This is a genomic window from Ilyomonas limi, from assembly GCF_005233845.1.
Lineage (GTDB): Bacteria > Bacteroidota > Bacteroidia > Chitinophagales > Chitinophagaceae > Ilyomonas > Ilyomonas limi.
In genome coordinates this window covers 58927-73420 of the sequence record NZ_SZQL01000013.1, presented here as the reverse complement: position 1 = coordinate 73420, position 14494 = coordinate 58927, and the positions used below count along the sequence as shown (strand labels likewise).

Annotated in this window: 8 protein-coding genes; 3 read left to right on the top strand and 5 right to left on the bottom strand. The window is 42.1% G+C overall.

Going from position 1 to position 14494, the window contains the following annotated elements; translation table 11 throughout:
- The first annotated feature begins 196 nt into the window (after window positions 1-196).
- On the top strand, window positions 197-5284 hold the full coding sequence (porU2, locus tag FC093_RS15740; RefSeq protein ID WP_137262765.1) for a putative type IX secretion system sortase PorU2: 5088 nt from the start codon (window positions 197-199) through the stop codon (window positions 5282-5284).
- Between the two features lie 227 nt (window positions 5285-5511).
- Here porU2 and FC093_RS15735 read toward each other — a convergent pair whose 3' ends face one another.
- The 5 genes from FC093_RS15735 to FC093_RS15715 form a co-directional block, all read right to left on the bottom strand.
- Window positions 5512-6042: a GNAT family N-acetyltransferase gene (locus FC093_RS15735; RefSeq protein WP_137262764.1), complete on the bottom strand. Its 531-nt coding sequence runs from the start codon at window positions 6040-6042 to the stop codon at window positions 5512-5514.
- 323 nt (window positions 6043-6365) lie between these two features.
- On the bottom strand, window positions 6366-6836 hold the full coding sequence (locus FC093_RS15730; protein ID WP_137262763.1) for a Dps family protein: 471 nt from the start codon (window positions 6834-6836) through the stop codon (window positions 6366-6368).
- A 33-nt stretch (window positions 6837-6869) separates the two neighbouring features.
- Window positions 6870-7751, bottom strand: a complete 882-nt coding sequence (locus tag FC093_RS15725) for a transglutaminase-like domain-containing protein (protein WP_240743327.1) — start codon at window positions 7749-7751, stop codon at window positions 6870-6872.
- A gap of 164 nt (window positions 7752-7915) precedes the next feature.
- Window positions 7916-10255, bottom strand: coding sequence for a type I DNA topoisomerase (gene topA, locus FC093_RS15720; RefSeq protein WP_137262762.1), 2340 nt, complete (start codon window positions 10253-10255; stop codon window positions 7916-7918).
- Window positions 10256-10471: 216 nt separating this feature from the next.
- A complete protein-coding gene (locus FC093_RS15715) occupies window positions 10472-12739 on the bottom strand; it encodes an aconitate hydratase (RefSeq protein ID WP_137262761.1) in 2268 nt (755 codons plus the stop codon).
- 119 nt (window positions 12740-12858) lie between these two features.
- Here FC093_RS15715 and FC093_RS15710 point away from each other — a divergent pair, with 119 nt between their 5' ends.
- Entirely contained in the window at window positions 12859-13080 is a 222-nt protein-coding gene (locus tag FC093_RS15710) for a PspC domain-containing protein (RefSeq protein ID WP_137262760.1), read from the top strand.
- Between the two features lie 292 nt (window positions 13081-13372).
- The gene (locus FC093_RS15705; RefSeq protein WP_137262759.1) at window positions 13373-14473 is read left to right on the top strand and encodes a PAS domain-containing sensor histidine kinase; all 1101 of its coding nucleotides are present in this window, start codon (window positions 13373-13375) and stop codon (window positions 14471-14473) included.
- Window positions 14474-14494 lie beyond the last annotated feature (21 nt).

Below are 14494 nucleotides of genomic sequence, written 5' to 3'. Positions count from 1 at the left end.
AGTAAGCATTGATAAATGGCTTAGCCTTCATAGGAGCAATACATTGATGTATTAATTATAAATATATCACTCCTGCGGAGGTTAAGCATATAACTTGAATCAGCGTTTAAAAATCATCCCTTTAATAAACACAAAAGAACTGGCTATATACAGCGTTTGCAGCAGCACAACGCCAAACAACCAAAAGAGTTGATGTATGAGAAAATATGTTTTGATTGCCTGTTTATTGTTGATGGCTGCCGCTCATGCGCAGTACAATAATGAATGGATAGATTACTCCAAAACCTATTATAAATTCAAAGTTGGGAAAACGGGTTTGTACCGCATCAATCAGGATGCATTAAGTGCACTTGGATTGGGCAATACACGAGCAGAGCAGTTTCAGCTTTGGCGCAACGGGCAGGAAGTGCCGGTGTACACTTCGGTTGCAAGCGGCGCTTTGCCGGCGGGTAGTTATATAGAGTTTTGGGGCGAAATGAATGATGGAAAGCCAGACAGGGCTTTATATAAAAATCCCGCTTACCAATTAGCCGATACGTACAGCTTGGAAACCGACACCGCCGCTTATTTTTTAACGGTGAATACCGCCTCCCGCAACAAACGAATCGCTGATGCTACCAACGATGTAGCTAACAATACTTTAGCACCGGAGCCTTATTTTTTATACACTTTCAGGCAGGATTATAAGCAAACTATCAACGAGGGTAAAGGTGTTTATTTTGGTCAGGTAGTACATTCTTCTACCTATGATATGGGTGAGTTTTGGACAACCAACGACGTTTACGGCAACGATGCGGTAACGGCTACTGCAACTAATTTATTTGTTGCTACCAATGGTCCCGCAGCAGTATTAACTACTGCTGTAGCCGGCAATTCTTATACCGGCAACGACCGGCGTATCAAAGTAAGCATCAATGGTACGAATTATATAGACCAGCCATTAACCTTGTACAATGCGCAGGTATTAAGCAATAATAATATTCCTTTGACTGCCATCAGTTCTAATACTGCAACCATTAAGGTTTCAAAAACCAGTGCAGATGCGGGTGATCATTTTGCTGTAGGCTATATTCATCTTACGTATCCGCGCTTGTTCAACTTTGGCGGGGTAAAAAATTTTACCTTTCAATTGCCTGCTGCTGCCAACGGGAATTATTTGGAAATCACTAATTTCAACAGCGGTGCGGCAACACCTGTTTTATATGATATTTCCAATGGAAAAAGATATATAGCCAATACCTCAGCAGCCAACGTTTTAAAGTTTGCATTAGCGCCGAGCAGTGTAGATAGAATACTTATTTTGGTGAATGAAGAAGCATCTAACATTACACCTGTAACAGCTTTTACCAAGCGCAATTTTATCAATTATGCCTTATCTGCTAATCAGGGTAATTATCTTATTATCTCCAATAAATTATTATTCACCGGTGATAATGCCGTAGAGCAATACCGTGCTTACCGCGCAAGTGTTGCAGGCGGCAATTACAATACAAAAGTTTACGACATTGATGAACTGGTAGATCAGTTTGCTTTTGGTATCAAAAAGCATCCGCTAAGCGTAAAAAACTTTTTACAATATAGCCGGGATCAATTTTCTGTAAAGCCGAAGTATGTATTTATTATAGGCAAAGCGGTTACGTACGATCAATATCGTTACAACGAATCTTCGCAGTATGCAGACCGGCTTAACCTCGTGCCTACTTTTGGTTGGCCTGCATCCGATAATATTTTAGTTTCCAACAATCTTGATCCGGTTGCTGCTACACCTATTGGTCGTTTATCTGCTATTAGTAATGAGGAAGTAAACATTTATTTAAGTAAAATAAAAGAATACGAGCAGGTACAAAAAGACAACACACAAGCCATTGATAACAAAGCCTGGATGAAAACAGTAGTGCATGTGGTGGGTGCAAGCAACGACTTTGAGGATGTGTACCTTGGCAATTATTTAAAAACATACGAGAATATCTTGAAAGACACCTTGTATGGTGCGCATGTTTATACCTTTAGTAAATCCACTACCGGCGCTGCCACACCTATTACCAATGCATTGATGTCGCAGCTTTTTGCCGATGGCATCTCTATCATCAACTACTTCGGGCATTCTTCTTCTATTACTCTAAACTACAATCTCAACGATCCGGAAGCGTATAACAATCAGGGTAAGTATCCGTCCTTTTTAGTAAGCGGTTGCGATGCCGGCGATTTTTACGGTTACAGCACTACGCGGTTAAACATCATAAGTTCTATTGCTGAAAAGTATGTACTGGCAAAAGAACGCGGCTCTATATGCCTGGTGGGCAGCACGCACTTTGGTGTTGGAGATTATCTCAATTATTACAACCTTGGATTTATTAATACGTTAAACAGTTCTGTTGGTTATAATAAGGATATTTCTGTGAGTATGGCGGGTGGCATCCGGAACCTGTTGAACAGCGGAACCGATTCCACGTCCAAATATTTACATGCAGAACAAACCGTATTGCATGGCGACCCGGCATTGAAAATTTATGCCTTTGATAAGCCCGACTTTGCTATAGAAGAACCGCAGGTGGTTATTAATCCAAGTTTTGTATCGGTTGCGAGCAACAGCTTTAATGTAAAAGCATATTTTTATAACATCGGTAAGGCTACCGGCGATTCTGTTTCAATAAGCGTCAAGAGGCAATATCCTGATGGCAGTATTGTAACATTGTTGTCCAAAAAAATCAAATCGGTCCGCTACGAAGATTCCTTATCTATGGATGTGCCTATCATCGCTTCGCGCGATAAAGGCCAAAACAAGTTGATTGTTTCCATAGACAATTTGAATAAATATGACGAATTAAGCGAAGGGAATAACACCGTTACTAAAGCATTCTTTATCTATGAAGATGAGCTAACGCCGGTATATCCTTATAAATATTCTATTGTTAATAAAACCAACATCAAGCTCAGTGCTTCTACTGCCGATCCTACTGCGCCCATGCGGCAATACGCCATGGAGATTGATACAACAGCATTGTTCAATTCTCCTGTAAAAGCAACTAAAACAGTTTCCTCATTAGGCGGTATTATTGAGTTTGATCCGGGTATTGCTTTTAGAGATAGTACTGTGTATTACTGGCGTGTGGCGCCGGTACCAACAGATGGCAGTGCTTATCGCTGGAACAGCAGCAGTTTTGTGTATATAAATAATAATTCTTTTGGGTATAATCAATCGCATTTGTACCAGCATTTGCAATCAACAACAGACCGGGTTTATTTAGATAGTACAAGTCGTATATGGAACTACGAAGACCGTAATTCAGCCATGGAAGTTATCCATTCTGTGTTTGGTGTGTCGGGTTTTGAGGATGTAGATCAAAGTGTGCGCATTAATGGTGAATTAATTACCAGTTCTGCCTGCTTAGGACATAGCGTTATTTATAATGTTTTTGATCCGGTTACGTTAAAGCCTTATTTCAATCAGGCTATTCCTTCGGTAAATGGCAGCGGCAGGTATGGCAATTTCATGGGCAGTGCTTCCAGTTGCCAGCACGAAGGCGTAGAGCATAATTTTGAATTTAGTTATCAGGATACCGCCAGCCGCCGCAAGATGCGCGACTTTATGGACTGGGTACCCAACGGAGCCATTGTGGTTGCCCGTTTTTGGATGGATCCGCCCTATCAGCAAAATGCCTTTGCGCCCACCTGGAAAGCCGATGCGCAATATTATGGCGCGGGCAATACGTGGTACGACAGATTGGTGAGTGCGGGCTTTACCAAAGTAGATTCGTTTAGTTATCCACGCATTGCGGTATTTATTTATCAAAAAAACAATACTTCTTTTGAAGCTTCGCAGGTGTTTAGTGCCGGGCTGGAAGATAGAATTGATTATATCAGAAATATTGCCTCGCCCGATAGCCTGGGCTTTATTACCTCGCCGCAGTTTGGCCCTGCAAAAGCCTGGAAACAAATTAAATGGCGTGGTAGATCATTGGATGCAACAGCAGGTGATGAGCCGGTAGTGAGCGTTATTGGTATTACCAGCAGTGGCGCGCAACAGGTATTATATAATTTGAACAGTTCGCAACAAGACGTTGATATCAGCAATGTAAATGCTGCTACTTATCCTTACCTGCAATTACAACTGCGCAATGCCGATAGTATTCACTTTACACCCTATCAATTAACATACTGGCGTATCTTGTACGATCCTGTGCCCGAAGGCGGTTTAAGCGCCAATATTGCATACAGCTATAAAGATACGTTGGAGCCTGGTGAAACATTGAAAGGTGCCATTGCTTTTAAAAATGTGAGTGATGTGGCATTCAGCGATAGTATTAAAGCAAATCTTGTGTTGTATAATAAGAACAATGCGGCTACTACGTTGTCCCTTGATCCGAATCCATTGAAAAAATTAGTGCCGGGCGATACAGCAATCATTCATTTTAATATCAATTCAAAAGAGTATCCGGGTTTAAATACGATATATTTAGATGTTAATCCTAATAATGCGCAGCAGGAGCAAACACATATCAACAATTTTATGTACAAATCGTTGTATGTAAAAGAAGACATTTATAATCCGGTGCTGGACGTAACGTTTGATGGCGTACACATCCTTAATAATGGTCTGGTTTCGGCGAAACCTTTCATTACTATTAAGATGAAAGACGAATCGAATTATTTATTGTTGAACGATACTTCACTAGTAAATGTACAACTCATTTATCCTGATGGTTCGGTACGGCGGTTTACGTTTAACTCCGATACGCTGCATTTTACACCGGCGACCAAAGGTGGCGCAGACAATGAGGCAACGGTTGATTTTACACCCTATCTTACCGATGATGGTCAGTATAAACTGGTGGTAAGCGGCAAAGACCAAACTGGCAACACGGCAGGCAACACCCAATATAGTGTTGCTTTTATGGTCGTTAATAAGCCAATGATTTCTAACATGTTCAACTATCCCAATCCGTTTACGACTTCTACGTCGTTTGTGTTTACCGTTACCGGCAGCGAAGTGCCGCAAAACCTTCGCATACAAATATTAACGATTACCGGAAAAGTAGTAAAAGAGATTACCAAAGAAGAATTAGGACCGTTGCACATTGGCCGCAATATCACCGAATATAAATGGGACGGTACTGACCAATACGGGCAACAACTGGCGAATGGTGTGTACCTCTATCGCGTTATCACCAACCTGAATGGAAAGAAGTTGGATAAGTATAATATACCAGATGCCAATGGACAGACCATCAACACCGACCAGTATTTTAATAAAGGGTATGGTAAAATGTATCTGATGCGGTAAATAGAATAAGATATAAGAAACAAGATACAAGACTGCAAGACTCAAGAGATAATTAGAAGATGGGCATAGCTTCGTCATTGCGAGCAGCGCGAAGCAATCTGTGCTATGCTGTAAATCGTTATTGATGGCTCATTTTGACTCTGCTACAATTCGCAGATTGCCTGTCTGCCGTCAGGCAGGCATCCTATGCAATAGCGAAGGTTGATAATCTTGTGTTTATAAATGAATCAATGTTGCGGTTTGGTGCGTATAAGCCTTATTTCTCTTCTTATAATTGTGCTGCCTTTATTTTGATCTTGTACAAAATAATTCTTCTCCAAAAGTTGTATAGACCTTTTATTATCTGGTTGTGTGTAAGCTTCTATTGTTTTTAAGTGCAGTGTAGTAAAGCCATAGTCTATTATTTTCTGCAACGCTTCATTCATTAATCCTGCGCCTTGAAAATGTGGATGCAGTTCGTAGCCAATTTCTGCGGTTGTATTATCATTGGAGAAATGCCATAAGCAAATAGTGCCAATCAGTTGTTGTGTATTTTTTAAAACCATTGCCCAGTACAGCCACTCCTTGTTCTCAATGCCTTCATTAATGGTACTTATGAAGTCGTGCGCATCGTTGATATTATTCAATAAAGGTCTTTGTATGAATGCATTTACCTGTTCATTATTACGCAGCAAAAAAATAGCTTTATCATCTGTAAGTTGAAGTTGTCTTAAGAGGAGACGTTCGGTTGTTAGTGATGGCAAAAATCGTTGCTGCATGAGAGGGGTATGGTTTCGGTGTAAGTTAAATGATAAGAGTACAACAGTTTGATGTTATAATTAAAGCAAAGTAGAAAGATTTTGCATCCTTTCTATTTATTAACGCTGATGCGGTTTAGCACTCTGTCAGCATTTAAAGGTTAAAGGTCCAAGCCTTGCTGAACAGCGAACAAGATGTACAAAATGTCCACAGAATTCTGTGAATGCGACCACCGCCTTTAACAGTCCTAAGTAACCACCGCCTTATACTACAACCCATTGTCAAAAATACAAAAAGCCCTGCCAGCGGCAGGGCTTTTTGTATCTATATCAAATTAATTAACCTACTTCAAATAGCTCCTGATAAACCATGCCCATTTCTCATGTTTTTGCATTAGTTGCGTAGCAAAATCGGCGTTGCCTGCATCTTTCAATTGCTCCTGAAAAACATCAATATCATTACGCAGCAAACGGATAATTGTTTCATGGTCGTTAAGCAGGTTTTGCAATTGGGTTTTCTGGTCGTTGGTATAATCCTGCTCTACCAGGTCGGTGGCTTCTATAAAATCTTTCAGCCTGCCTTGTGAATAATGCCCTAACATACGGATGCGCTCGGCCACTTCGTCAAACACCTCGTCCAGCTCGTTATACATACGCTGGTAAAACTCGTGCATGCCTACAAAGTTGTTTCCTTCTACATTCCAGTGATAATTGCGGGTTTTTGTGTACAGTAAAAATTCGTTAGCGAGGGTGCGTTGCAGTAGTTGCGCAGCTCTTTGCTTGTGTTCTTCGGTTATACCAATGTTTGCGATCATAATATGTGTTTAGAATACTACAAACTTAGCGCTTTAATCCAACAGTGCTGCCAGCTTTAATAGTTCCTCCTGCTTGTATTGCACCTTTGGCGCCATAAAGCACTTGGCTAATTCTTCTACCAGCATTTGAATAATGCGCTTATTGCTGATCGGGCGAAAATAAAACGATGCAATGGGCACCGAAATACGTTTGAAGTACAGTTCAATATCTTTATGACTGAAAGGTTGCCCCGTTGTAGCATCTACATAAAACTGTATGTATTGTTGTGGGTTGCCTTTGTGCACAGCCGCATCATAATCTTTTTTGAAATAAGCCAGTACAAAATGCTTGGGTACGTTAATTGCTTTTACCGGTATATCCAGCAAAGCAGCCAGCACCAGGTACAACACGCCATTGGATAGCGTATTGCCTTTTTTGGTTTGCAATACTTTATGCAAAAGGAAATCGTCTGGGTTGGCATAGGTAATTTCGGCACCTTTCAGATTGTAATAATTATAAATAATGCTGGTAATGACGTTCGCTTGCTCTAACGGCGTCAAAAAACTATTCAACTCCAGCCATACATTACGTCTTATTTTTTCTATTTCCTGCAACACCGGCGTGGTTTGCAGCTCGGGATACTGAAACTTGGATACGAGCAGCGCACCAAACAACAAGTCGTTATAAGCGCTGCTGTTCCACTGCGCAATATCGTTTACCAGGTCGGAATAGTGCAGCTTATGAATTAAGATTTCTATGCGCTCCTGCACATCTTCCCGCAGCGTATTTTCCCAAAGGTTTTCGAGGTTGGGGATAATATTGGTGCCAAAATCGGTAATGCGTTGCGAAACGGTAGAGTACACTTCCTCATCCGGATCGTCAATCAGGTTGAACAAAGCAGCTATTTCTTTAGTTTCGAGCATTAAGTTACGCATACAAACTACGTTCTAATTTTAAAGCAGTTGTTAAAAATTTATTCAGTAAGTGTGGATATTTATCAAAATATCTCATCAGCGACTTAAAGATAAAACTCTTTATACATATTAAAAAAATTGTGGAATAAAAAAGGAGCCTTTTAAAGCCCTCTTTTTATTTATTTTCATTTCTTTTTCCGGGCAACTTTTTTAGGCGGATTTGCTTTGAGATTGTCAATAATGGCTTTTACTTCCTCTATTGTTAAAGAAGCAGCTTTTTCCTGCTGCTCTTTGGTTAGCTTGTAATTGCGCAACCCTTGCTTTATATATGGGCCGTAAGGGCCTTTCAATATTTGAATTTTTTCTTTTTCAAATACTTTAAGGGTACGCTCGTCTTTTGCCTGCCGCTTTTCTATAATAATGGGGGCTGCTTCTTCCAGCGTAATGCTGTATGGATCTATGTCTTTGCTTAAAGAGTAAAACTTTTTGTCGTGTGCTATATATGGCCCGAAGCGACCAATATTTACCATTACCTCGCTGCCTTCAAACAAACCCAACTGGCGCGGCAGCCTGAAGAGATCCATTGCCTCCGCATACGTAATGGTTTCAATGCTTTGGGTAGATTTTAGCTTGGCAAAGCGGGGCTTTTCTTCTTCATTGGCATCGCCTATTTGCACCATTGGGCCAAAACGCCCCATTCGGGCTACTACTTTTTTGCCGGTTTCGGTGTCGGCGCCCAATTCGCGCTCGCCTTTAATGCGCTGCGCGGTTTCGAGCGTATTGGCAATATCCTGCTTAAAAGGTTGATAAAATTCATCCACCATTTTTGTCCACTGCTCTTTACCGTTGGCTATTTCATCAAACTCACTTTCTATTTTGGCAGTAAAGCCGTAGTCCATAATGTCATCGAAATGCTGATTCAGAAAATCGGTAACAACTAATCCGAGATCAGTGGGAAAAAGCTTCGATTTTTCGGCGCCGGTATTCTCGTTTTCTACTGTTTTATACAACTGGTTGTTGCGTAGTACCATTATTCGCAAGTCCCGTTTTATACCCTCTTTATCCCGCTTTTCTACATAGCCTCTTTTAAGTATGGTGGAAATAGTTGGTGCATACGTCGAAGGACGGCCAATACCCAGTTCTTCCAGTTTTTTTACCAGCGATGCCTCGGTATAGCGCGGTGCGGGACGGGTAAAACGTTCGGTAGCTTTCATCTCTTTAAAATGCAGTTGCTGCCCTTTTTGCAGCGGCGGCAACACACCTTCTTCATCGTCGCCGTCACCCATATCTTCGTCGTCGCGGCCTTCGTAATACACTTTCAAAAAACCATCAAACTTCAGCACTTCGCCGGTTGCAGTCAATTCGGCATTATTGGTAGAGACAGCAATTTTTGCAATGGTTTTTTCCAGCTCTGCGTCTGCCATTTGCGATGCCATCGTGCGCTTCCATATCAGCTCGTACAAGCGTTTGGAATCGGCATCGTTCACCGTATGATGATTCATGTAGGTGGGGCGAATCGCTTCGTGGGCTTCCTGTGCGCTTTCGTTTTTGTTTTTATACTTGCGCATCTGCACGTACTTATTACCAAACTGGTTATTAATCTGCCCTTGAATATCCTGCAATGCTGTATCGCTCAAATTTACACTATCGGTACGCATGTACGTAATGTGCCCGGCTTCATACAGTTTTTGGGCCAGCAGCATGGTCTTGCTTACGCCGTAGCCCAGCTTGCGGCTAGCTTCCTGCTGCAGGGTAGAAGTGGTAAATGGCGCTGCCGGTGAGCGTTTGGTAGGTTTTACCTGAATGTCTTTTACCGTGTAACCGGCGCCCATACAGCTTTGCAAAAACTGCTCGGCTGCCTGTGCGGTATTTTGCCTGGCACCTTCGGCTTTAAAGGTTACCGGCCTGCCCTGTGCATCTTTTTCGGTAAAAAAAGCTTCAATTCTAAAAGAACTTACCGGCTTAAAAGCGTTGATTTCCCGTTCGCGCTCGGCAATGAGGCGAACGGCTACACTTTGCACACGACCGGCACTCAACGAATTGCCCATGCTCATTTTGCGCCATAAAACGGGACTGAGTTCAAAACCTACAATACGATCCAATACGCGGCGTGCCTGTTGTGCATTTACGAGGTTCATATCCAGCAGGCGCGGCTTTGCCACTGCCTGTTTAATAGCAGGTTTGGTGATTTCGTGAAAGACAATGCGCTTGGTGTTTTTGGGATCCAGCCCTAATACTTCGCACAGGTGCCAGCTAATGGCTTCGCCTTCGCGGTCCTCATCCGTAGCCAGCCACACTTCGTCCGACTTTTTTGCCAGTTGCTTTAGTTCTTTTACTACTTTTTGCTTGTCTTCGGGCACTATATAGCGGGGCTTGTAATTGTGCTTTATGTCAATGCCCATGTCATCTTTTTCAAGATCCCGTATATGTCCGTAACAGCTTTTTACCTCAAAGTCGTCGCCTAAAATCTTTTCAATCGTCTTTGCTTTTGCAGGCGATTCTACTATCAATAAATTTTTTGCCATTGCTTTTTTTAAAAATTTACACGGTCTGCTATCTGCTTGCCCTATATCTTCACAAAAATGTTTGGCTAAATACCTGCCAAACATTTTTTTCTTCAGCATCCATGGCTGCAATATTAAACCAATACTTATAAAACTAAGAAATTTCGCTTTTTTTACCTAAAAGCAAAAGCCGGTTTTTTGTTAAAAACCGGCTATATTTTGCAAAATAATAGTGTATTATTTATTGAATTTCTGGCGAATAATATTCAATGCTGCACCCGCCTTAAACCATTCTATCTGCTGCTCGTTGTAGGTATGGTTTACCGGAAAACTGTCGGTGCTGCCGTCTTTGTGATGCAATACTACCGTAAGCTGTTTGCCGGGAGCAAATTCAGTTAATCCCAAAATATCAATTCTATCATCCTCCTGCACTTTATCGTAATCGTCTTTGTTATCGAAAGTGAGCCCCAGCATACCTTGCTTTTTCAGGTTGGTTTCGTGAATGCGGGCGAAAGATTTTACCAGAATGGCACGAACGCCTAGGTGGCGCGGCTCCATTGCCGCATGTTCGCGGGAAGAACCTTCGCCATAGTTTTCATCGCCGACCACCACACTGCCGATGCCGGCGGCTTTATACGCTCTTTGCGTAGCCGGCACATGACCGTATTCACCGGTCAATTGATTTTTTACAGAGTCGGTTTTTTCATTAAAATAATTCACTGCACCAATCAGCAGGTTGTTGGAGATATTATCGAGATGTCCGCGATAGTTGAGCCACGGACCAGCCATTGAAATATGGTCGGTAGTACATTTACCTTTTGCCTTTATTAGCAGCAGCAAGCCTTTAAGATCGGTGCCTTCCCATGCAGGAAACACTTCGAGCAGTTGCAAACGGTCACTATCCGGCGATACAATTACTTCTATGTCTTTGCCATTAGCGGCAGGCGCCTGGTAACCGGCATCATCCACTGCAAAACCTCTTGGCGGCAGTTCGTAACCCGTAGGCTCATCCAGCATTACCTCTTCGCCTTTAGTGTTTTTCAGCTTATCGGTGAGCGGATTAAATGTAAGATCACCGGCTATTGCAAAAGCGGTTACTATTTCGGGCGAAGCTACAAACGCGTGCGTGCTGGAGTTACCATCGTTACGCTTTGCAAAGTTTCTGTTGAAAGAGGTGATGATGGAATTTTTACGTGTAGGATCGTCCATGTGGCGCGCCCACTGACCAATGCAGGGACCGCAGGCATTTGCCAAGACTACCCCACCAATTTCATCAAATGTTTCGAGTAAGCCATCTCTTTCAATGGTGTATCTTACCTGTTCCGAACCGGGTGTGATGGTAAATTCTGCCATCGTTTGCAAATGCTTTTCGGTAGCCTGCCGCGCTATAGATGCCGAGCGCGTGATGTCTTCGTAAGAAGAGTTGGTACAAGAGCCGATGAGGGCAACTTCCAATTTTTCAGGCCATTCATGTTCTTTTACCGCTTGTGCAAATTTAGAGATCGGCCAAGCCAAATCGGGCGTGAACGGACCATTTACATGCGGCTCCAGTTCATCTAAATTAATCTCAATTACCTGGTCGTAATATTTTTCAGGATTTGCATATACATCGTCATCGGGGCGCAGGTGGTCTTTTATTCCATTTGCCAATTCTGCTATATCGGCACGTTCGGTAGCACGGAGGTAATCGGCCATTTTTTCATCATAAGCAAACAGCGAACAGGTAGCACCAATTTCGGCGCCCATGTTACATATCGTTGCTTTACCGGTAGCGCTCAGGCTATCGGCGCCCTCGCCAAAATATTCTACAATAGCGCCGGTACCACCTTTTACAGTAGTAATGCCCGCTACTCTTAAAATTACGTCTTTAGGTGCTGTCCAGCCGCTCAGTTTGCCGGTGAGTTTGATGCCAATCAGCTTTGGCCATTTTAGTTCCCAGGCAAGGCCTGCCATAACATCGCACGCATCGGCGCCACCCACACCAATGGCAATCATGCCGAGTCCGCCTGCATTTGGCGTGTGGCTGTCGGTGCCGATCATCATTCCACCGGGGAAAGCATAATTTTCTAAAACAACCTGGTGGATAATGCCTGCGCCGGGCTTCCAGAAGCCGATGCCATATTTATTGGAAACGGAAGCAAGAAAATCATACACCTCTTTATTTTTATCCAGCGCAGTGTCTAAGTCTTCTTTTGCACCTACTTTGGCTTGTATCAGGTGGTCGCAATGCACGGTAGAAGGCACGGCCACCGTTGGCCGGCCGGCCTGCATAAACTGCAACAGCGCCATTTGTGCCGTGGCATCCTGCATGGCTACGCGGTCGGGCGTAAAATCAACATACGTTTTTGCACGCTCAAAGTTTTGCAACGGTTGATCGCTATGTAAGTGTGCAAATAAAATCTTTTCTGCCAGCGTAAGCGGACGACCCACGGTTTGACGGGCGGCTGCTATCTTGCCCGGCAAGGCGTCGTACACTCTTTTTATCATGTCAATGTCGAAAGCCATAAGGTATATTTAATAGGTAAAAATTTGCTCTTCTAAAAAATTGCTGCAAATTTAGGTTAAAACAGGGGTTGTTAGGAAAGGTAAAATAAAGATTTCGGGAAAGTTATTAAATTGCAGGTATGAACAAGCTGAGAGAATTCATAGAAATGCAGGCTTTTGGTGTATGCTCGGCTATTGGCGAAAAGCTGGGTATTGCCACCTCGCGCATCCGAACATGGTTTATTTACATCTCTTTTCTTACAATGGGCTCGCCGGTAATTATTTATATGATTCTGGCATTTTGGATGAATATCAAACGTTATATTCTTTCTGCTAAACGGAATCCGCTGAAGTATTTGTAGAATGGCTTATGCTGCCTGCACAAAAAGCTGATAAAAACAGTATGCTATTAAAAGGTTGACTTAATGAGTCAAATTAACTTTGTTATATTATTGAGCTGCATTATAACTGTTGCTCATTATTTCATCAGGCATTCTTTATAGAAATGAATTTGTTGCTACAGCTTTTATTTATTGATTGTGCTTTTCTGTTGGGTGTAAACAGTTGTTAGCACTTATGATATACTTTTATTATCCTTGTTGAAGTTGCGTAATTTTGTACGATTAAAGTGTATAGATACCAATAACAATTTTGATGAACGAACCACTTTCCTTTGATGTTTCCTTATTGCTGGGTGAACATTCAAATTTAACTGATGATGTCATTTTTGCTTTTCAGCCACAGGAAAATAAGCTGCTCTTTTTGAGTGCTGCATTTGAAAAGGTTTGGAATATGCCGCGTGAAGCCGTTGACTCTGACTTATCACTATTAATAAATACGGTGCATCCCGATGACCGCTTATTTATTATAAATGCATTTACCGCTATACAGCAAACCAAACAAAAACAAAGGATAGAAGTGCGTTTGATGCTGACAGACCAACAGGAAAAATGGATAGGTGTAAACGCTTATTTAACTCAATATAATGGTATAAATACGATTATAGGCACCGCTACCGATATTACTGCATATAAAGAATATGGCAATATTTTATACAAGTTTGCCAATAAAAAGAATGCCATTTTAGACATCCTGTCTCACGATCTGGTAAGCCCTATCGGTAACATTCAGGCGTGTGCACGGTTGCTGTTGAAACATGCAGGACCTGATGGGGATGAAATAGTAAACAAGATGTTGAATATTATAACAGAGAATAGTGAGCGGAGCATAAAAATGATACGCGATCTGGTAAATAAAGAAGTGCTGGAATCAAGCGAGGTTCCGCTGATTATGCAGCGAACCGATATTATTCAAAGGATTGCAGAAGTTATAGAACAGTATAAACGGTCTTACCACACCATCAAACAGCAGATAGCGATGGTGAGTAATGTAAATAGTTTGTACATAAATGTTGATGAAACAAAGTTTATGCAGGTAATCAACAACCTGTTGTCTAATGCGCTCAAGTTTACACGCGATACCGATGAGATTAAAGTAATTGTTGAAGATGGAGAAGCAGCCGTACTACTAAAAGTGGTGGATACCGGCGTAGGCATACCTGCAGATATGCAGCCATTTATTTTTGATAAGTTTACCAAAGCGCGAAGACCTGGTATCCATGGCGAGCCTACCACGGGTTTAGGCTTGTCTATTATTAAAACTATTGTTGAATGGCATAAGGGGCACATCTGGTTTGAAAGTGCGGAAGAAAAAGGTACTACTTTTTTTGTACAAATACCGAAGAACAACCAGTAACTCTTTCGTAGCAACAGCATT

Bases quoted from the DNA above. Each gene is read 5' to 3' on its own strand.
- porU2 (WP_137262765.1), top strand. From the start codon at position 197: ATGAGAAAATATGTTTTGATTGCCTGTTTATTGTTGATGGCTGCCGCT.
- FC093_RS15735 (WP_137262764.1), bottom strand. From the start codon at position 6,042: ATGCAGCAACGATTTTTGCCATCACTAACAACCGAACGTCTCCTCTTA.
- FC093_RS15730 (WP_137262763.1), bottom strand. From the start codon at position 6,836: ATGATCGCAAACATTGGTATAACCGAAGAACACAAGCAAAGAGCTGCG.
- FC093_RS15725 (WP_240743327.1), bottom strand. From the start codon at position 7,751: ATGCGTAACTTAATGCTCGAAACTAAAGAAATAGCTGCTTTGTTCAAC.
- topA (WP_137262762.1), bottom strand. From the start codon at position 10,255: ATGGCAAAAAATTTATTGATAGTAGAATCGCCTGCAAAAGCAAAGACG.
- FC093_RS15715 (WP_137262761.1), bottom strand. From the start codon at position 12,739: ATGGCTTTCGACATTGACATGATAAAAAGAGTGTACGACGCCTTGCCG.
- FC093_RS15710 (WP_137262760.1), top strand. From the start codon at position 12,859: ATGAACAAGCTGAGAGAATTCATAGAAATGCAGGCTTTTGGTGTATGC.
- FC093_RS15705 (WP_137262759.1), top strand. From the start codon at position 13,373: ATGAACGAACCACTTTCCTTTGATGTTTCCTTATTGCTGGGTGAACAT.